We start from the raw sequence: 18,774 nt of genomic DNA on the forward strand, positions 1-18,774 counted from the left end.
GATAATCGGGCCTCATGACCCGTCTCATCCTCGCCACCCGCAACGCCAACAAGGTCGCCGAGCTGCGCGCGATCCTCGCCGACGCCGGACTCGACCTCGAACTCGTCGGCGCCGACGCCTACCCCGAGATCCCGGATGTGCGGGAGACCGGCGTCACCTTCGCCGAGAACGCGGCGCTGAAGGCCCGCACCCTCGCCCGTGCCACCGGACTCCCGGCGGTCGCCGACGACTCCGGTCTGTGCGTGGCCGTGCTGGGCGGTGCGCCCGGCATCCTCTCCGCCCGCTGGGCCGGCCGGCACGGCGACGACAAGGCCAACCTGGACCTGCTGCTGGCCCAACTCCAGGACATCGCCGACGAACACAGGGCCGCGCACTTCGCGTGCGCCGCGGCGCTCGCGCTGCCGGACGGCCGGGAGCGCGTCGTCGAAGGCCGGCTGGAGGGCACGCTGCGGCACACGCCCGCGGGGTCCGGCGGCTTCGGCTACGACCCGATCCTCCAGCCGCTGGGCGAGTCGCGGACCTGCGCCGAACTGACGCCGGAGGAGAAGAACGCGATCAGCCACCGGGGCAAGGCGTTCCGCGCGCTGGTCCCGGTGATCCGCGAAATGGTCACCCGCTGAGGTACCGCACGGCGCCCACCGCCACGTTCGCGCGGTAGAGCCACCGGTGCGGTCAGGCGGTGGGCCACCGTTGCGGTCAGGTGGACGGCAGCGCCTCGGCGGCCGAGCGGGTGAGGCCGGTCGCCATGGCGCACGGCCGGTCCTTCGAGCGCGCCCCGCGGACGCTGAGCTGCACCGACTCGAACGCCTTCCGCCCGCCCTCGCCGGTGTACGAAGGACCTGCCACCTGGACGGTGCACGTCCCCTCGCCGTCGTAGTCCGGCAGGACGACGGCCCGGCGCCCGTGGAGCCTGGTGCCGCGGCTGTCGTCCGTGTCCGCGAATCCGGGCCGGTTGAACCGGAGTTCCACCTCGATGTCGCTGGTGGTGCTGGACCGGCGTGCAGGGCGGCCAGCGCGTGCGCGATCTGCGCCCCTATGTGGGCCGCGAGCCTCGGAGCCAGCTTCGACCGCCCGTCCAGACTCCCGCCGGACACGTGCTCCATCACCAGCCAGAGCGTGACGTCGCCGCCCTCGGCGTGGTGCTCGGGGCCGTACAGGGTGACCACGTTCGGATGGCTGAACCTCGCCAGCGCGTGGGCCTCGGCCATCAACTCGTCGAAGGCCGCCTGGCCGTCGTCCCCGTATAACGCCCGTTTGAGGACGACGGGCCGGCCCAGCTCCTCGTCGACGGCGAACCAGACCTCACCTCTGCCTCCGTTGACGGGACCCTCTGTGAGCCGGTACTTGCCGACTTTCTCTCCCCGGCGCACCCGTGGCTCTCCCCCTCTCCCAGGACTGGAGTCACGCTGTTGACCGGCAGCCCATCGAACCTACTGCGCGGAGGGGCGGGACCACAGCGATTCCGGTGCTCTTGAGAGGCGGCCGGAGACATCAGAGGCGCGACACCAGTGGGGTGTCGCGCCTCTGAGCGGTGCGGCCGGAGGGACTCGAACCCTCACGGGTGTTACCCCACTGGGACCTAAACCCAGCGTGACTGCCAGTTCCACCACGGCCGCGAGGCGTCAGCCACGCACCATCGTATCGGTTGGCCGCTGGGGCGGCAGGCAGCCGGGCGCTACGCGCCGGTCCGGCGACCTCGTCTGCGTTTTCGGCACCACGTATCCGTCGTCGCGTGGCAGTTCGGGCAGAGGTAGCGCAGATTCTCCTGGCGGTTGTCGAGCCAGTCGCCGTTGATGTGGTCAATCTGCAGAGTGATCGACTTGCCGCGCCACTCGCCGACGTTTCCGCATGATTCGCACCGATATGGGACCCCGATGCCGCGGAGAGCCCGGTGGAGCCTTTCGCGGTTGACGCGGGGGGAGCCCTCGGGGTGTATCCGCAGCACCGCCCTGGCGAGGCGTTCGGGAGGGCACTCGGCTGCCCGCCTGCTCTTCCGTTTGAAGTGCGAGGTGTCAAGGCCGAGTTGGCTCGCACGTCTCTGGACGCGGCGATGATTGGCGTCGTTCACGGCGAGCCCCAACCCTCGCATGACGTCGGCGTAGCTCGTGCCCTGGCGGATCGCCGCTCGGAGGTCGCCGTCTGCGAGAACGATGCGTGAGTGGGTGAAGTGGCACGTGTCGACGTGCTGTTCACGCAGCATGCGGCCAAGCGCCGCGCGGGACCTTCCGTCGTCGGGGACGCCGAGTTCGCGCGCTACCCCGCGCATGCTGCTCGCCTTGGCCGCGGCGGCCGCGAGCTCCTCCGCGGTGAACGGCAGGTCGAGTCGCGGGCGGTCAATACCGGGGAAGTGGCGGGTGTCGATTCCTGCTGCGGCTATCCGGCGCCGGATATGCGAAAGCGTGCCCGTGGCGGGTCGGGCGCCGAGCTTGATCGCGACCTCGCAGAGGCTCGTGGAGGAGGCGGCGGCCGCGGCGATCTCCGCGTCCGGGGTATATGCGCCACGGACTCCGCCGCTTGAAGTGGCCGGTGTCGAGACCGTGCTCGGCTACCGCGCGCTGGAGGGCGCGTCGTCGGCCGCCGCTTTCCTTGACGCCGAGGCGCCGCATCAGGTCCGCCCAGCCTTCCGCCCCGGCGACGGCCGTAGCCAGCTCGTCCCGCTCGTAAGGGTCAGGCATCGGTCCCCCTCCCTGCTCGGCCGCGTGTCGCAGCCTCGCACTGAGTAACGAACCTGCGGTCAGACGGTCACGCCCGGAACGCGGCGAGGTCCCGCGCCACCGGGCGCGGGACCTCGCGGGGGTGTGGGGCCGAAGGCCGATCAGAGGCCGAGGTCCTTGATGACCTTCGCCACGTGGCCGGTCGCCTTGACGTTGTACAGGGCCCGCTCGACCTTGCCCTCCTCGTCCACGATGACCGTGGAGCGGATCACGCCCGTCACGGTCTTGCCGTACAGCTTCTTCTCCCCGAACGCGCCGTACGCCGCCAGCACCGCCTTGTCGGGGTCGCCGAGCAGCGTCACCTTCAGCTCCTCCTGCTCGCGGAACTTCGCCAGCTTCTCCGGCTTGTCCGGCGAGATGCCGATGACGTCGTAGCCGTGTCCGGCGAGGAAGTCGAGGTTGTCGGTGAAGTCGCAGGCCTGCTTGGTGCAGCCCGGGGTGAGGGCGGCCGGGTAGAAGTAGACGATCACCTTGCGGCCGGCGTGGTCGGCCAGTGAGATCTGCTTGCCGTCCGCGTCGGGCAGGGTGAACGCCGGGGCGGTGTCGCCGGGCTGGAGTCGCTCGCTCATGGGCTCTCTTTCCGAGGATGCGGTGATCGCGTCATCGCGGTGGCTACGTACCGACATTAACCAGGAGGGGCAAACGGGGGTGCTGTGGGGCACGTCGAGGACGGAACTGACAGACTGTCCACCACGGACCGATCGGGATCGACAGACTTGTGACGGAGGCAGCGCGGTGTCGGATGCCAGGACCCCTGCGCAGATCGAGGCGGACATCGCCGGCAGGCGGCAGCAGCTCGCCGTGACGCTCGACGAGATCGGGGTGCGGATCCACCCGAAGACGATCATCGGCGATGCCAGGGCGAAGGCGGCGTCGGCCGTGGATCGGACCGCCGGGCGGGCCTGCGAGGCCTGCCGTCGCATGGCGGCCACCGCGCGTGGCCAGATGGTCGCGGAGGACGGTTCGCCGCGTCTGGAGCGCATCGTCCCGGTCGCGCTCGTGGTGGTCGGGGTCGTCGGCCTGTTCCGGGTCTCCGTACGCCGCCGCAAGGGGTGACCGCCGTACGTCGCCGCAAGGGGTGACCGCCGTACGTTCGTCGCAGGGGGTGATCGCGGTACGTCGCGCACGGGTGACCGCCGCCGCAGTGCGGGCCCTGTGGCGCGGGCGTGCCGCCCGGCCAGGTACGGTCGTTGCGTGAGCGCGAACACCTCCCATGACAAGCTGCCCATCCGGATGCTGCACGACCGGGTGCTGGTCCGTACCGACATCCCCGAGGGAGAGCGCCGCTCGACCGGCGGCATCGTGATCCCGGCCACCGCGGCGGTCGGCAGGCGGCTGGCCTGGGCCGAGGTGGTGGCGGTCGGGCAGAACGTCCGGACCGTGGAGGTGGGCGACCGGGTGCTGTACGACCCCGAGGACCGTGCCGAGGTCGAGGTCCGCGGAGTGGCGTACGTGCTGATGCGCGAGCGGGACCTGCACGCGGTCGCGGCCGAGCGGCTGGAGGGGTCGGAGGACTCCACCGGGCTGTATCTGTAGCGCCCTGGGCTCGGCGACCAGCCAAAATCCGCGAAAAGAGGGTGGTGACTCGGGTCACCACCCTCTTTCGTCGTCTTTGCTACGGTCGAGGACATCCCGACGAGACGCGCCGTACCGGGTCATGCCAAGACGACGCACCCCTGTAGATCCCTGTACACGGAGGTGCCGCCATGGCCTGGGTCCTGCTCATCGTCGCCGGTCTGCTGGAGGTCGGCTGGTCGATCGGGATGAAGTTCACCGATGGTTTCACCCGGCTGTGGCCCAGCGTCCTCACCGGCGCGGGCATCGCCGCGAGCATGCTGCTGCTGTCGTACGCCGCCAAGACCCTGCCGATCGGCACCGCCTACGGAGTGTGGGTCGGCATCGGCGCGGCCGGTGCGGCGGTGCTCGGCATGCTGGTGCTCGGGGAGCCGTTCACCGCCGCGCGCGTGTTCTTCGTGGTCCTGCTGCTGGTGGCCGTGGTGGGCCTGAAGATGACCTCCGCCCACTAGCGCCCTGGGGCCTGGCACGCACCGGTCCTGGCCCTGGCGTGCACCGGTCCTGGGACTGGCGCGCACCGGCCTTGGGGCCGGCGCGCACCGGTCCTGGCAGCGCCTGTGGCGCCCCCAGGACCGATGCGCAGCGCGCTACCCCATCGTGCCGCCGTCGAAGCCGCCCGGGCCACCGGGGTCACCGTTCACGCCGCCCTCGTCTCCGCCGCCGGGGTCGCCGCCCGTCCCGCCGCCCGCCGGGAAGTCCGGCGGCGGGGTGAAGGTCGGCTCGGTCGGCGGGATGGTCGGCGGGACAACCGTCGGCGGGATGGTCGGGGGCGTCGTCGGCGGGATCGTCGTCGGCGGCACATTGGTGGCGGGCGGGGGCGTGGTGGCGGGCGGCTGGGTTCCGGCCGGCGGCAGCTGCGGGGGCTGCGCGCCGTCCTCCGTCTCCAGATCGAACTCCGTCGCCGGCTTCCCCTTCAGCGCGTCGGCGGTGTACGCGGCCCAGATCTCGGCCGGGTAGCCGCCGCCGTTGATCCGGGGCAGCCCCGTGGCGCCGTACAGGGGCTGCTGCACACCCGTGTTGGAGTCCTGGCCCATCACCGCGACCACGGTGGCCAGATCCGGGGTGTAGCCCGCGAACCAGGCGGCCTTGTCCTCCTCCGCGGTGCCCGTCTTGCCCGCTGCCGGTCGCCCGGCCGCCCGGGCGGCGAACCCGGTGCCGCCGGGGGACTCGACCACGCTCTGCAGGATCGAGGTCGTGGTGTCGGCGGCGGTGCGGGGCACCGCCTGCTTCACCTCGCCCTGGCCCGGCAGGTCGATGTTCTGGCCGTCCTTGGTGATCTTCGTGACCAGGGTGTACTTGCCGTGCTTGCCGTGGTTGGCCAGCGTCGCGTACGCCTCGGTCATGTCCAGCACGCTCGCGGTCGCGGGACCGAGCGCGATGGACGGGTAGGGGTTGAGGTCCGGGGTGTCCTTGGGGATGCCGAGGGCGACGGCGGTGTCCTTGACCTTGTCCGGCCCGACGTCCACGGCCATCTGGGCGTAGACGGAGTTGACGGACTTGTCGGTGGCCTGCGTGACCGTGATCGGGCCGTAGCTGTGGCCGTCCTCGTTCTCCGGGGCGTACGGGCCGCCGCTCCAGCCGGTGACCGACCGCTTGTTGGTGCCGTCGAAGACCGTGTTCGGGGTGATCTTCTGGCCGCTCTGGGTGGTGGAGCCGTTCTCCACCGCCGAGGTGAACACCAGCGGCTTGAACGTGGAGCCGACCTGGTAGTCGCGCCGGGTGGCGTTGTTCACGTACTGCTTGGTGTAGTCGATGCCGCCGTAGAGCGCGACGACCTGGCCCGTCTTCGGGTCGATGGAGGCGCCGCCGGCCCGCACGTACTTGTCGACCTTGCGGTCCTTGCTGAGCTTGCTCATCAGCTGGCCCTGGACCGCGTCGACGAAGGCGCCCTGCTTCTTCCGGTCGATGGTGGTGGTGATCCGGTAGCCGCCGCGCCGCAGCGTCTGCTCGTCGATGATGTCGTTGCTGGTGAGGTAGTTCTTCACGGCCTCGACGAGATAGCCGCGCTGCCCCGACATGGCCGACTGCGGCTTGATGTTGCCGGGGGTGGGGAAGGTCATCTTCGCCCGCTCGGCCTTCTCCAGCCAGCCTTCCTGCACCATGCCGTCGAGTACGTAGTTCCAGCGGGCGACGGCCTTGGCCTTGTTCTGCGGGTAGGCGACGACGTCGTACGCGCTGGGGGCGTTGAGCAGGGTCGCCAGATACGCCGCCTGGGCGGTGCTGATCTCGTCGACGTCCTTGCTGTAGTACGCCTGGGCCGCGGCCTGGATGCCGTAGGCGTTGCGGCCGAAGTAGCTGGTGTTCAGATAGCCCTCGAGGATGTCGTCCTTGCTCACCTCGCGATCCAGCTTGATCGCGATGAAGAACTCCTTGGCCTTGCGGGTGAGCGTCTGCTCCTGGTCCAGGTAGTAGTTCTTCACGTACTGCTGGGTGATGGTGGAGCCGGACTGCTTGCCCTTGCCGGTGGCGGTGTTCCAGCCGGCCCGGATCATCGCCGTCGGGTTGATCGCCGACTCGGAGTAGAAGTCCCGGTCCTCGGCGGCCAGCACCGCGCGCTGGGCGTTCTTGGGCACCTGGCTGAGCTGGACCTTCTCCCGGTTGACCTTGCCGTCGCGGGCCAGCACGGTGCCGTCGGAGTACAGGTAGACGTTGCTCTGCGCGGTGGCCGCCGCGTTCGCCGGGGGAATGTCGACGAGCATGTACCCGGTGACCAGGGCGCCCATGATGAGCAGCACGATCAGCAGGAAGCCGCCCAGCACCATGCGCCAGGTCGGGAACAGCCGGCGCCAGCCCTTGCGCTTCGGCCGCTTCTTCTTGGTCTTCTTGGCCTTGCCCGCGTCCTTGGCGTCTGCCGCCGAGGACACCGGCTCCGGCGCATCCGGGACCTTGGCGTCCGGGACCTTGGCGTCCGGGCCCGCCGCGTCGACCGGGACCACGACGGCCGGGCCGGTGCCCGTGCCGCTGCTGGTGGCGGCGGCAGGCGAGGCGGCCGTGGCGTCGGGGGCCTTGCCGGCCTTGGCCTGCTTGCCCTCCTTGGCGAGCTTGCCGCCCTTCACGGGCTCGTCCTTCTTGGCGGGCCCGTCCTTCTTCGCCGGCTTGGCGTCCTTGGCGGGCTCGTCCTTCTTGCCGCCCGTGGCTGCGCCGTCCGTGGCCGCGCCGTCCGCGTCATCGTCCCGGGGGGCCCAGGTGGGACCGGAGCGGGAACCCTTGCCGGAAGGGGAACCGGAACCGGAACCGGAAACAGAGCCGGATGTGGAACCGGAAGCGGTCTCGCTTCCGTCCTTCGGCTGTGGGGGTTCCTGCTTTTGGGGCTCGTCGCTCATGTCTCCTGAGACTCCTCGGCCGCCGTCAAAGGTTGCACCGCGGCGGAATGGTGGCGTGGCGGGCGATTCGCGTGGTACGCCCCATAAAACACTGTCGCATCATCCGTTCCGGGCCGAGGCCGTGGCGCGCACCCGTGACAGCTCTGTGACCGGCTGGACGGATGATTTTCGTCACACCATCGAGTGAAAATTCCCTGGCTCCTGTTCCGCCCGCCGAATAAGCTCCCGAGCTTTAGTGTCCGGACGCAGGGAGGGGCCGTCGGATGCGGCTGTACGCGGCCGTCGCGGTGAGCGGCTTCAGACGCTACGCGACCTACCGGGTGGCCACGGCGGCAGGGGTGTTCACCAACACCGTCTTCGGCTTCATCGTCGCCTACACGTATATCGCCTTGTGGGACCAGAGGCCTCATCTCGGGGGCTACGACCTGTCCCAGGCGCTGACCTTCGTCTGGCTCGGCCAGGGGCTGCTGGCCGCCACCGCCGTGATGGGCGGCGGCTTCGAGGTCGAGTTGCAGGAGCGCATCCGCTCCGGCGACATCGCCGTCGACCTCTACCGGCCCGTCGACCTCCAACTGTGGTGGCTGGCCGGAGACATGGGCCGCGCGCTGTTCCAGCTGCTGGGCCGGGGCCTGCTGCCGGTGGCGTGCGGCGCGTTGGCCTTCGAACTCGCCCTGCCCACCGCCCCGCTGACGTGGCTGTACTTCGCGGTGGCGGTCGCCCTCGGCCTGCTGGTCAGCTTCGCGGTGCGCTATCTGGTCGCGCTGACCGCCTTCTGGCTGCTCGACGGGGCCGGGATCAACACGGTCAGCCACATCCTGGCGATGTTCTTCTCGGGCATGGTGCTGCCGCTCAACGTCTTCCCCGGACTGCTCGGTGAACTGGCCGACGTGCTTCCCTGGGCCGCGATCCTGCAGGTCCCCGTCGATGTGCTGCTGGGCGAACGCCACGGCCCCGCCCTGGTGGGGGCCTTCGCCTTCCAGGCCTGCTGGGCGCTGGTGCTGCTGGCCGCCGGGCGCGCGCTGCAGTACGGCGCGACCCGGAAGGTGGTGGTCCAGGGTGGCTGAATCGCGGCTGTACGACGGCGTCCGCGGGTACGTCCTGATCGTGGGGATGTGGGTGCGCTCCACGATGACGTACCGCACCTCCTTCGTGATCACGACGCTGGGGAACCTCGCCGTCACCGCTCTCGACTTCGTGGTGATCGCCCTGATGTTCTCTCACGTGGACGCCCTGGGCGGGTTCGGACTGGCCGAGGTGGCCTTCCTCTACGGCACCAGCAGCACCGCGTTCGGCCTCACCGACCTGATGCTCGGCAGTATGGACCGGGTCGGCCGCCGGGTGCGGGACGGCACGATGGACATCCTGCTGGTACGGCCCGTGCCGATTCTGGCGCAGGTCGCCGCCGACCGCTTCGCGCTGCGCAGAGTGGGGCGGATCATCCAGGGGCTGGTGCTGCTCGGCTGGTCGCTGCCCCGGCTCGACGCCGACTGGACCTGGGACCGGCTGCTGCTCCTGCCCGTGATGGTGCTCAGCGGCGCCGTGATCTTCGGGGCGGTGTTCGTGGCGGGCGCGGCCTTCCAGTTCTGGGCCAACGACGCCTGCGAGGTGCAGAACTCGTTCACGTACGGCGGGACCACCCTGCTCCAGTACCCGCCCACCGTCTTCACTCGCGAACTGCTGCGGGCCGTCACCTTCCTCGTCCCGCTGGCCTTCGTCAACTGGCTGCCCGCGCTGTACATCCTGGACCGCCCCAACCCGATCGGGCTCCCGGGCTGGATCGGCCTCGCCGCGCCGCTGGTCGCGGCCGCGTGCTGCGTGCCGGCCGGGCTGGCGTGGCGGGCGGGGCTGCGCACGTACCGGAGCACGGGAAGCTGAGCGGGAGGGACAGGGAGGAGATGAAGAGGGAGGAGATGAAGGTGGACGAGGCCGGATTCATCGAACTCGACCGGGTCGAGAAGGTCTTCGCGGTACGGCGCCGGGCGGGCCTGCTGCGCCGTGAGCGGCGCGAGGTGCGGGCCGTGGACGGCATCAGCTTCCGGGTGCCGCGCGGCGAGATGGTCGGCTACATCGGCCCGAACGGCGCCGGGAAGTCCACCACCATCAAGATGCTGACCGGCATTCTGGTGCCCAGCGGCGGACGGCTGCGGGTGGCCGGGGTCGACCCCGCACGCGACCGCGCCCGGCTCGCGCACCGTATCGGCGTGGTCTTCGGCCAGCGCACGACCCTGTGGTGGGACCTGCCGCTGCGCGACTCCTACGCGCTGGTGCGGCGGATGTACCGGGTCCCGGAAGCGCGGTTCCGGGAGAACCTCGACCGGTGCGTGGAGCTGCTGGACCTGGGCGAGCTGCTCCCGGTGCCGGTGCGTCAGCTCTCGCTCGGGCAGCGGATGCGCGGCGACATCGCCGCCGCCCTGCTGCACGACCCCGAGGTGCTGTACCTGGACGAGCCGACCATCGGGCTGGACGTCGTCAGCAAGGCGAGGGTGCGGGCGTTCCTGCGCGAGGTGAACGCCGAGCTGGGCACGACCGTCCTGCTCACCACCCACGACCTGACCGACATCGAGCAGTTGTGCCGGCGGGTGATGGTCATCGACCACGGGCGGCTGGTCTACGACGGCGGGCTCGACGGGCTGCACGCGGTGGGCGGGAGCGAACGGACCCTCGTCGTGGACCTGGAGCGCGAGCTGGCGCCCATCGAGGTGCCCGGCGCGCGGACGGTGCGGGTGGAAGGGCCCCGGCAGTGGCTGGCGTTCCCGGCCACGGCCAGCGCGGCGCCCGTCGTCGCCGCGGTGGCCGACGGCTACCCGCTGGTCGACCTCTCGCTACGCGAGCCGGACATCGAGGATGTGATCGCGAGGATGTACGCGGAAGCTCGCTAGGCTGACGGCCATGACCGACGACCTCCCCGACCTGCGGGCCTCCGACGCCGAGCGTGAGCGGGTCGCCGACGCCCTGCGGGACGCCGTCGCCGAGGGCCGGCTGACCATGGAGGAGTTCGAGGAGCGGCTGGACGCCGCGTACCGGGCCCGTACGCACGGCGAGTTGGCGCCGCTGGTGCGGGACCTCCCCGCGTCCGGCCGGGTCGCGGTCCCCGAGCCCCGGACCGACCCGTTCTGGGTCGTCCGGATCGGCCACCGCCCCACCTCCAAGGCCGGTGTGGCCGTGCTGGGCGGCTTCGAGCGCAAGGGCAACTGGGTGGTGCCGCGCCGCTTCACCTCCTTCACGTTCCTGGGCGGCGGTGAGATCGACCTGAGGGAGGCCCGGTTCGAGGACCGCGACGTGGTCATCCGCTGCGTCGCCGTCATGGGCGGGGTCCGGGTGACAGTGCCGCCGGAGGTCGAGGTGCACGTCACCGGCGTCGGAGTGGCGGGCGGATTCGACCACCGGGCGGTCGGCCCCGGGCAGCCCGGCGCGCCCCGCGTGACGGTCACCGGCCTCGCGCTGTGCGGCAGCGTGGGCATCCAGCGGAAGCTGCGCAAGGGGGAACGCAAGGCGCTCAAGGCGCGGCGCAAGGAGGAGAAGGCGCAGCGCAAGGAGCTGTGACCGGCGGGCCGGTCAGGAGCCTCCGGCACCGGAGGCCCGGCCCCCTGGGGCTCCGGCCCGGGGACCGGCCCGGGGCCCGGCCCGGAGACCCTCGGCCCCCAGGAGTCCGGCCCGGGGCCCGGCCCGGAGACCCTCGGCCCCCAGGAGTCCGGCCCGGGGCCCGGCCCGGAGACCCTCGGCCCCCAGGAGCCCGGCACGGAAACCCCCGGCCCCAGGAGTCCGGCCCGGAGGCCCGGCCCCCGGTTCCGCGCGCAGCGGCCCGGAGGCCTTCGCCCAGAGGCCTAGAGCGCGGCCGCGGCGGTGCCCTTGAGCTGGTCCAGGTCCAGGGCCTGCGCCATCGCCCGGTAGCCGGCGTCACTCGGGTGCAGATGGTCGCCCGAGTCGTACTTCGGACGCAGCCGCTGCGGGGCGGCCGGGTCGCGCAGCGCCCCGTCGAAGTCCACCACGGCGTCGAAGACCTTCCCGGCCCTTATCTGCTGGTTCACCCGCTCCCGTACGGCGTTCAGCGCGGGCGTGAAGCCGCGGTGGCCGTGGAACGGGGTCAAGGTGGCGCCGATGACGCGCAGTCCGCTCTGGTGGGCCTGCTGGGTCAGCCGCCGCAGCCCGGCCACGATCTGCTCCGCGTCGGTCTCGTGCGGGTTGCGCAGGATGTCGTTGACGCCCAGCTCGATGACGACGGCCTTCACTCCCGTACGCCGCAGGACGTCGCGCTCGAACCGGGACAGCCCGCTGGGGTTGTTGGGCGGGAACCGGGTGCCATCGGTGAGCACCCGGTTCCCGCTGATGCCCTGGTTGAGCACGCCGTAGCGGGGGGCGCCGGGCTCGTCGCGGAGCCGGTTGGCGAGGAAGTCCGTCCAGCGCCGGTTGGCGCCCGCGGTGGAGGTGATGCCGTCGGTGATGGAGTCGCCGAGGACGGCGACCGCGCCCTGGGCCTCCTTGCTCCACACGTCCACGGCGGTGACGTACCGCCAGTACGGGCTCTGCTGGGTGTAGGCCACTCCGTTGCTGTCCTCGGTGTGGTCACCGTGCGCCAGGTACGAGGTCTGACGGGCGTGCGGGTGGTAGGTGACCAAGCCGGAGGGGGTGGGGGAGTACGTGGTGACCAGCAGGTCGGCGGCGGGGGGCACGGTCAGCCGCGCCGGGTCGCTGACCACCGACTGGCCGGCCGGGATGGTCACCGAGGTGCGGTCGCCGAAGGTGAGGCGGCGCATGGTGCCGAACGCCGCGCTCGGGTTGCTGGGCGCGGCGGCGAGGGCCACCGAGGCGTGGGTGACCGTCAGCGGGCGGGCGCTGTAGAGGTTCGACAGGTGGATCCGGACGCTTGTGCCGCCGATGCTGGTGCGCACGACGTTCCGTATCGACCAGTCCGCGAGACCGTCGTAGGTGCGCGGTTCGGCCGCGGCCGCGGAGGTACTCCAGGTGCCCACCCAGGTGCCCGCGGCGGCGGGGGCCACCGAGCCGCGGCCGGGGCGCGCGGGGGTGTCGACGTCGTCGTCTCCGCGGTCCACGAAGAGGTATATCGCTGTCGAGACGAGGACCACCACGGCCGTCAGCGCAGCGAGCACGGCGAACGCCGTGCGTCTGGGCATCGGGGGCACGCTCATGTGCGGGTGACTCCTGGGGCAGGCGGGGCTGAGAGCTCCGCGAGGGACGGGGCGGGACGTGCGGTTCGGACCTCACACACGTTCGGCGGCGCCGGTGCCGTCCGATCGGCCCTCCATGATCCCATGCACGGGTGGCGGGACGTCGCACGGGCCGGTGTGCCGTCCGGTCTGTGACACGGCCGATACGACGCGGGAACTTACGGAACCGCTCCGGAGTAGGGCAGGCGGGGACAATGCAGGAGGGGACGGCGCGACCGGGTGGAGCGGATGGAACCGACGAATACGGACGGGGCCCCTGAGCGGCCGTGGCCGCGGAGGGGCGGCGACGCGTCCGCCGGTGCCGGCTTCCCGGGCGGCGGGCTCGCGGCCGACAGCCCCGTGGACGAGGAACGGCGGCGCGGGGTGCGCCGGATGAAGACCTTCGCGACCGGACTGCTCGTGGCCGTCGCCGTGGTGTTCGCCGCGGCCACGTGGGCGGACAACGCCGGTGCCGGCGGCTGGGCGGGCTATGTGGCGGCCGCCGCCGAGGCCGGGATGGTCGGCGCGCTGGCGGACTGGTTCGCCGTGACCGCCCTGTTCCGGCGCCCGATGGGGCTGCCCATCCCGCACACCGCGATCATCCCGACGAAGAAGGACCAGCTCGGGACCAACCTCGGCGAGTTCGTCGGCGAGAACTTCCTGTCCGGCGATGTGATCCGGTCGCGGCTGCGCGCCGTCGGCATCGGCACCCGGCTGGGCGGCTGGCTCGCCGAGCCCGCGCACGCGGACCGGGTCACCGCGGAGCTCGCCACCGCGGTGCGCGGCGCGCTCACCGTGCTGCGTGACTCCGATGTCCAGGCCGTGGTCGGCGAGGCCATCACCCGCCGCGCGGACGCGCAGGAGGTCGCGCCGGGCCTGGGCACCCTGCTGGACAAGGTCGTCGCGGACGGCGGCCACCACCGGGTCGTGGACCTGGTGTGCGTACGGGCCCATGACTGGCTGGTGCTGCACAGCGACTCCGTGATGGACGCCGTGACGGGCGGCGCCCCGGGCTGGACGCCGCGGTTCGTGGACCGCAAGGTCGGCGAGCGCGTCTACAAGGAGCTGCTGCGCTTCGTCACCGAGATGCGGGACATGCCCGACCACCCGGCGCGCGGCGCGGTCGACCGGTTCCTCGCCGACTTCGCCGGTGATCTGCGGACCGACCCCGACACCCGGGCCCGCGTGGAGCGGCTGAAGTCGGAGTTGCTGGGCCGCGGCGAGGTGCAGGACCTGATCGCCTCGGCCTGGGGCGCCGTACGGAGCATGATCGTGGCGGCCGCGGAGGACGAGCGCAGCCAACTCAGGCTGCGGGTCCGCGCCGCGATCCTGTCGCTGGGCGCCCGGATGTCGACGGACGAGCGGCTGCGGGCCAAGGTCGACGGCTGGCTGGAGGACGCGGCGGTCTATGTGGTCACCACCTACCGCGACGAGATCACCTCGCTGATCACCGACACGGTCGCGAGCTGGGACGCGGAGCACACCTCGCGGAAGATCGAGGCCCACATCGGGCGGGATCTGCAGTTCATCCGGATCAACGGCACGGTCGTCGGCGCGCTGGCGGGGCTGTGCATCTACGCGGTCGCGCACGGGCTGGGGGCGTGAGCCGCGTACGGACGGGCGGGGCATGCGGGCCGACGGGCAGGGCATGCCGCGTACGGACGGGCCGGGCATACGGGCCGACGGGCCGGGCATACGGAGAAGCCCAGGTCATGGACCTGGGCTTCGGGTACCTCGCGGGTACGTCAGCGCCTGCGAGGTGGGCTTCCTTCGCCGGCATTGTCCGAATCAGGTAATGGAGGTCGCCATCCGGTCTCCCAACCTTCTGGCCTCTCAGCCTAATCATTCGACGGCGTTCGTCACCGAGACCGAAGCCTCACGGCGCCATCTCCTGGTCAAGCTCCCTCGCTCGCCCCACAGGCTTACTAAGAGAGTAACTCCGTCCGCCTTGCCTGGCTAGACCGATTTGTCAATAAATTCCGCGAATGCTCCACCGCTTAAATGACGGTCCAGTATGTGAACGAGGTCTTGTGGAGTGGACCGGATTCTTGGAGGATCGAACAACTCGGAGTCTGGGAGCCGTCCCCCTGGACCGTTGTCCTCGACCACGGGAGTTGGGTCAGATGAAGCTGCTGCGTGTCGGACCGGCGGGGGCGGAGCGCCCGGCGCTGCTGGACTCGTCAGGGGTCCTGCGCGACCTGTCGGGGCTGGCCCAGGACATCGACGGCGCACTCCTCGCCGACCGGGCCGCGCTCGACCGGATCCGGACCGCCGCCGACGCCGGTGAGCTGCCGGAACGGGACGCGGCGGGGTTGCGGATCGGGCCGCCGGTGGCCCGTATCGGCAAGATCGTGTGCATCGGGCTGAACTACCACGACCACGCGGCCGAGACCGGTGCCGCGATCCCCGGGGAGCCGATCCTGTTCATGAAGGCCCCGGACACGGTCGTCGGCCCGGACGACACGGTGCTGGTGCCGCGCGGCAGCGAGAAGACCGACTGGGAGGTGGAGCTGGCGGTCGTCATCGGCCGCACGGCGCGCTACCTGGCCTCGGACGAGGCGGCGCTGGCGGCGGTGGCCGGGTACACGGTCGCGCACGACGTGTCGGAACGGGAGTTCCAGATCGAGCGCGGCGGGCAGTGGGACAAGGGCAAGAACTGCGAGACGTTCAACCCGCTGGGCCCGTGGCTGGTGACGGCGGACGAGATCCCGGACCCGCAGGCGCTGGGGCTGCGGCTGTGGGTGAACGGCGAGCTGAGGCAGGACGGCACGACGGCCGATCAGATCTTCCCGGTGGCTCAGGTGGTGCGGTACGTCAGCCAGTTCATGACGCTGTATCCGGGCGATGTGATCAACACCGGTACTCCGGCGGGGGTCGCGATGGGCCACCCGGACCCCAAGCCGTATCTGCGGGCCGGTGACGTGGTGGAGCTGGAGATCGAGGGCCTGGGCCGTCAGCGCCAGGAGCTGAAGCCGGCGTAGGGGCCCGGCCCGCTCCCGACTTCCCGGCGCCGCGTGCGATACGCGTCGCGCGCCACGCGGGCCCGTTGCGCACGAGGCGGGTCTGGCCTGGTGCGCTCGCGGTGGGGACGGTTCCGTGATGCCGGGGGGCTCGGCGGAGCGGTCCTGTTGCGTGCGGGGCGCCGGGCTGTACGGGCACTGGGCCGTGCGGGGCGCCGGGCTGTGCGGGTCACCGGGCCGTGCGGGTCACCGGGCCGTGTGGCGCCCGGGCCGTGTGGGGGAGGGCGAGGAGGTCCGGCTGCAGGAGGGGCGCAGCCGGACCTCCTCGCTCTGCGCGGGCCGGCCGGGCGGGGGTCCCGGCGGCCCGCGCAGGTCAGGAGGCCTGGTGGCAGGTCAGGAGGCCCGGTGGGGCGGGGAGGCGAGGTGGACCGTGCGGCCTTCCGCGGCGGAGACGCGAGCCGCCTCCAGGACCCGCAGCGCGGCGGCGGCCTCGGCGGCCGTCACCGGCGGTTCGCCGCCCTCGCGCAGCGCGGCGGCGACGGCCGCGTAGTACGCCGGGTAGTCCCCGGGCAGGGTGGCCACCGGCTCGCCCGCCTCCCCGGACCCCACGCGGCCCCACGCGGACTCCGGCTCCACCCCCCATGGGCGGTCGCCGCCGGGCCGCGCGCCCTCCCGGAGCGCCGCCTCCTGCGGGTCGAGACCGTACTTCACGTACGCCGCCTCGCTGCCCAGCACCCGGAAACGGGGGCCCAGCTGGGCGGCGGTGGCGCTCATCCACAGATGGCTGCGGACGCCGCCGGTGTGCGTGAGGGCGATGAACGTGTCGTCGTCGGCCGCGGCGCCCCGGCGGCGTACGTCGACCTCGGCGTACACGGAGGCGGCCGGGCCGAAGAGGGTGAGCGCCTGGTCGACGAGGTGGCTGCCCAGGTCGTACAGGAGCCCCCCGACCTCGGCCGGGTCGCCGGACTCCCGCCAGCCGCCCTTGAGAGCGGGCCGCCAGCGCTCGAACCGCGACTCGAACCGGTGCACGTCGCCGAGCGTGCCGTCGGCCAGGAGCCGCCGGACGGTGCGGAAGTCGTTGTCCCAGCGGCGGTTCTGGAAGACGCTCAGCAGCAACCCGCGCTCGTCGGCGAGCGCGGCCAGCCCCTCCGCCTCCGCCGCCGTCGCGGCCAGCGGCTTGTCCACGACGACCGGCAGCCCCGCCTCCAGGGCGGTACGGGCGAGCGGGACGTGGGTGCGGTTGGGGGAGGCGATGACGATCAGGTCGAGCTCGGCCGCCCGGGCCCACAGCTCGTCGGGCGACGCCGCGCACCGCACGCGCGGGTACTCGCCGGCGGCCCGCCGCTGCCGCTCGGGGTCGCCGGTGACGACGGTGTCGAGGACGAGACCGTCGGTGGCCGCGATCAGCGGGGCGTGGAAGACGGAGCCCGCGAGGCCGTAGCCGATCAGCCCGACGCGGAGGGGACCCGCGGCAGTGCGGCGGGTGTCAGGGGCGTCATGGGTGCCATCCATGACCTCCACTTTGGCAACAGCGTTGCCTAAGCGCAAGCGGCGGGGACAATGGAGGGGTGCGGCACCCTTACGACGGCGGCCTCGGCGCCAACCTGACCGTTCTGCGCGGCCACAACGCCGCGCTCGTCCTCGGCCTGCTCCGCGACGCGGGCGACGAGGGGGCGAGCAGGCTGGAGCTCGCCGAACACACCGGGCTCACCCCGCAGGCCGTCAGCAAGATCACGGCGCGGCTGCGGGCGGACGGCCTGATCGCCGAGGCCGGCCACCGCCCCTCCACGGGCGGTAAGCCGCGCACGGTCCTGCGGCTTGTGCGCGGGGCGCGCGGTGCCGTGGGTCTCCACCTGGACCGCGACCGGCTGACGGCGGTGCGCACCGACCTCACGGGCGAGCCGCTGGCCGTCCGCGAGACCCCACTCGACCTGGGCGCGGGCGCGGAGGCGGTCCTGGACGCGGCGGTGGCGGAGGTCACGGCGCTGCTCGCGGGGGATGCGGGGGATGTGAGGGACGCGGGGGGCGCGCGGGGCGCGAGGGATGTACGGGACGCAGGGGATGCGAGGGGTGCGAGGGACCTGGGGGACGCAGGCGAAGGTACGACCGGGGCCGTGCTCGGGGTCGGGGTCGCCGCTCCCGGCCCCCTCGACCACGCCTCCGGGGTACTGCGCCGCGTCACCGGCTTTCCCGACTGGGACGGCTACCCGCTGCGCGACGCGCTCGCCGAACGGCTCGGCCTCCCCGTCGTCCTCGACAAGGACACCAACGCCGCCGCGCTCGGCCTCGCCCTGCGCGCGGCCGACGTACCGGGCGCCGCCGAGTCGTTCGCGTATCTGCACCTGGGGACGGGACTGGGCGCGGGGCTGGTGCTGGGCGGCGGGGTGTACCGGGGCGCGCGCACCGACGCGGGGGAGTTCGGCCATCAGGTGATCCAGTTGGACGGGCCGCGCTGCGGCTGCGGCAACCGGGGCTGTATCGAGGCGCTCTGCCTGGCGGCGGCCGCGAACGGCGACACGGCGCAGGCCGCGCGGCTGCTCGGCGTCGGCGCGGCCAATCTCGTACGGCTGCTCGACATCGACCGCGTCCTGCTGGGCGGCCGGACCGTGCTGGCCGCCCCCGGGCCGTATCTGCGCGGAGTCCGCGAGGCGCTGACCGAGGAGGCGGCGCGGCGCGGTGGCCCGGCGGTACCGGTGGCGGTGGCCGGGCACGGCGGGCGGGCGGTCGTGGAGGGCGCTGCTCAACTGGTCCTCGCGCCGCTGTTCGCCCGCCGGATGCGGCGGGGCCGGGAGGACCGCGAAGACCGGTAGGACCGCGAAGACCGGGGGAAACCGGGGGCCCGTGGAGCCCGGGGGCCGGGGAAGCCGGGAGCGCGTGGGGCCCGGGGCCCGCGGAACCGGGAGCGCGTGGGGCCCGGGGCCTGGGGAAATCGGGGGCCCGTGGAGCCCGGGAGCCCGTGGAGCCCGGAGGTCGGGGAAACCGAGAGCCCGAGGAGCCCGGGAGTCCGCGAGTCCGGGAGCCCGCGGAGTCGGGGAGT

General features: G+C 72.4%; 17 protein-coding genes, 1 tRNA gene, 1 pseudogene and 1 riboswitch. Of the genes and pseudogenes, 11 read left to right on the forward strand and 8 right to left on the reverse strand.

Translation table 11 applies throughout. From position 1 onward, the window contains the following. The first annotated feature begins 14 nt into the window (after nt 1-14). Nucleotides 15-620 carry an RdgB/HAM1 family non-canonical purine NTP pyrophosphatase gene (gene rdgB, locus ACQUSR_RS21365; protein ID WP_431044195.1) on the forward strand — a complete coding sequence of 202 codons (606 nt, stop codon included), beginning with the start codon at nt 15-17 and terminating at the stop codon, nt 618-620. A 76-nt stretch (nt 621-696) separates the two neighbouring features. Here rdgB and ACQUSR_RS21370 read toward each other — a convergent pair whose 3' ends face one another. The 5 genes and pseudogenes from ACQUSR_RS21370 to bcp all read right to left on the reverse strand — a co-directional run bounded on the left by ACQUSR_RS21370 (nt 697) and on the right by bcp (nt 3,283). Next, nucleotides 697-969 (reverse strand): hypothetical protein, encoded by a 273-nt coding sequence (locus ACQUSR_RS21370; RefSeq protein WP_431044196.1) that lies wholly within the window; start codon nt 967-969, stop codon nt 697-699. Nucleotides 970-974: 5 nt separating this feature from the next. Next, nucleotides 975-1,370, reverse strand: a pseudogene (locus tag ACQUSR_RS21375) (protein kinase domain-containing protein); the annotation flags it as partial. A 162-nt stretch (nt 1,371-1,532) separates the two neighbouring features. Further along, nucleotides 1,533-1,616 (reverse strand) — tRNA-Leu (locus ACQUSR_RS21380). Nucleotides 1,617-1,675: 59 nt separating this feature from the next. After that, on the reverse strand, nt 1,676-2,266 hold the full coding sequence (locus ACQUSR_RS21385) for an HNH endonuclease signature motif containing protein (protein ID WP_431044197.1): 591 nt from the start codon (nt 2,264-2,266) through the stop codon (nt 1,676-1,678). A gap of 549 nt (nt 2,267-2,815) precedes the next feature. Then, nucleotides 2,816-3,283 (reverse strand): thioredoxin-dependent thiol peroxidase, encoded by a 468-nt coding sequence (gene bcp, locus ACQUSR_RS21390; RefSeq protein WP_431044198.1) that lies wholly within the window; start codon nt 3,281-3,283, stop codon nt 2,816-2,818. Between the two features lie 166 nt (nt 3,284-3,449). Here bcp and ACQUSR_RS21395 point away from each other — a divergent pair, with 166 nt between their 5' ends. The 3 genes from ACQUSR_RS21395 to ACQUSR_RS21405 all read left to right on the forward strand — a co-directional run bounded on the left by ACQUSR_RS21395 (nt 3,450) and on the right by ACQUSR_RS21405 (nt 4,741). Continuing rightward, on the forward strand, nt 3,450-3,770 hold the full coding sequence (locus ACQUSR_RS21395) for a DUF3618 domain-containing protein (protein WP_431044199.1): 321 nt from the start codon (nt 3,450-3,452) through the stop codon (nt 3,768-3,770). A 138-nt stretch (nt 3,771-3,908) separates the two neighbouring features. Next, nucleotides 3,909-4,250: a GroES family chaperonin gene (locus ACQUSR_RS21400; RefSeq protein WP_431044200.1), complete on the forward strand. Its 342-nt coding sequence runs from the start codon at nt 3,909-3,911 to the stop codon at nt 4,248-4,250. A 69-nt stretch (nt 4,251-4,319) separates the two neighbouring features. Beyond that, a riboswitch (guanidine-III (ykkC-III) riboswitch) is annotated at nt 4,320-4,389 on the forward strand. A 31-nt stretch (nt 4,390-4,420) separates the two neighbouring features. Continuing rightward, entirely contained in the window at nt 4,421-4,741 is a 321-nt protein-coding gene (locus tag ACQUSR_RS21405; RefSeq protein ID WP_431044201.1) for a DMT family transporter, read from the forward strand. Between the two features lie 135 nt (nt 4,742-4,876). Here ACQUSR_RS21405 and ACQUSR_RS21410 read toward each other — a convergent pair whose 3' ends face one another. Then, nucleotides 4,877-7,612 carry a transglycosylase domain-containing protein gene (locus tag ACQUSR_RS21410; RefSeq protein WP_431044202.1) on the reverse strand — a complete coding sequence of 912 codons (2,736 nt, stop codon included), beginning with the start codon at nt 7,610-7,612 and terminating at the stop codon, nt 4,877-4,879. A 263-nt stretch (nt 7,613-7,875) separates the two neighbouring features. On the opposite strand from ACQUSR_RS21410, the gene ACQUSR_RS21415 reads away from it, so the two are divergent. From ACQUSR_RS21415 to ACQUSR_RS21430, 4 genes are read left to right on the forward strand one after another with little or no spacing between them, the layout of a single operon-like run. Further along, nucleotides 7,876-8,676, forward strand: coding sequence for an ABC transporter permease (locus ACQUSR_RS21415; RefSeq protein ID WP_431044203.1), 801 nt, complete (start codon nt 7,876-7,878; stop codon nt 8,674-8,676). A gap of 46 nt (nt 8,677-8,722) precedes the next feature. Next, complete coding sequence (locus tag ACQUSR_RS21420; RefSeq protein WP_431047754.1) at nt 8,723-9,487, forward strand: ABC transporter permease; 765 nt, start codon at nt 8,723-8,725, stop codon at nt 9,485-9,487. 20 nt (nt 9,488-9,507) lie between these two features. Continuing rightward, nucleotides 9,508-10,491 (forward strand): ABC transporter ATP-binding protein, encoded by a 984-nt coding sequence (locus tag ACQUSR_RS21425; protein ID WP_431044204.1) that lies wholly within the window; start codon nt 9,508-9,510, stop codon nt 10,489-10,491. A gap of 10 nt (nt 10,492-10,501) precedes the next feature. Then, a complete protein-coding gene (locus ACQUSR_RS21430) occupies nt 10,502-11,155 on the forward strand; it encodes a DUF1707 SHOCT-like domain-containing protein (protein ID WP_431044205.1) in 654 nt (217 codons plus the stop codon). A 281-nt stretch (nt 11,156-11,436) separates the two neighbouring features. On the opposite strand, the gene ACQUSR_RS21435 is transcribed toward ACQUSR_RS21430, so the two are convergent. Continuing rightward, entirely contained in the window at nt 11,437-12,744 is a 1,308-nt protein-coding gene (locus ACQUSR_RS21435; RefSeq protein ID WP_431044206.1) for an SGNH/GDSL hydrolase family protein, read from the reverse strand. A 273-nt stretch (nt 12,745-13,017) separates the two neighbouring features. On the opposite strand from ACQUSR_RS21435, the gene ACQUSR_RS21440 reads away from it, so the two are divergent. Further along, the gene (locus ACQUSR_RS21440) at nt 13,018-14,382 is read left to right on the forward strand and encodes a DUF445 domain-containing protein (protein WP_431044207.1); all 1,365 of its coding nucleotides are present in this window, start codon (nt 13,018-13,020) and stop codon (nt 14,380-14,382) included. A 518-nt stretch (nt 14,383-14,900) separates the two neighbouring features. Next, the gene (locus tag ACQUSR_RS21445) at nt 14,901-15,758 is read left to right on the forward strand and encodes a fumarylacetoacetate hydrolase family protein (RefSeq protein WP_431044208.1); all 858 of its coding nucleotides are present in this window, start codon (nt 14,901-14,903) and stop codon (nt 15,756-15,758) included. A 372-nt stretch (nt 15,759-16,130) separates the two neighbouring features. On the opposite strand, the gene ACQUSR_RS21450 is transcribed toward ACQUSR_RS21445, so the two are convergent. Further along, a complete protein-coding gene (locus ACQUSR_RS21450) occupies nt 16,131-17,249 on the reverse strand; it encodes a Gfo/Idh/MocA family oxidoreductase (protein ID WP_431044210.1) in 1,119 nt (372 codons plus the stop codon). Nucleotides 17,250-17,305: 56 nt separating this feature from the next. Between ACQUSR_RS21450 and ACQUSR_RS21455 the strand changes: the two genes are divergently transcribed. Then, nucleotides 17,306-18,547: an ROK family protein gene (locus ACQUSR_RS21455; RefSeq protein ID WP_431044211.1), complete on the forward strand. Its 1,242-nt coding sequence runs from the start codon at nt 17,306-17,308 to the stop codon at nt 18,545-18,547. Nucleotides 18,548-18,774: the final 227 nt, after the last annotated feature.

Source organism: Streptomyces sp. P1-3 (genome assembly GCF_050613155.1).
Lineage (GTDB): Bacteria > Actinomycetota > Actinomycetes > Streptomycetales > Streptomycetaceae > Streptomyces.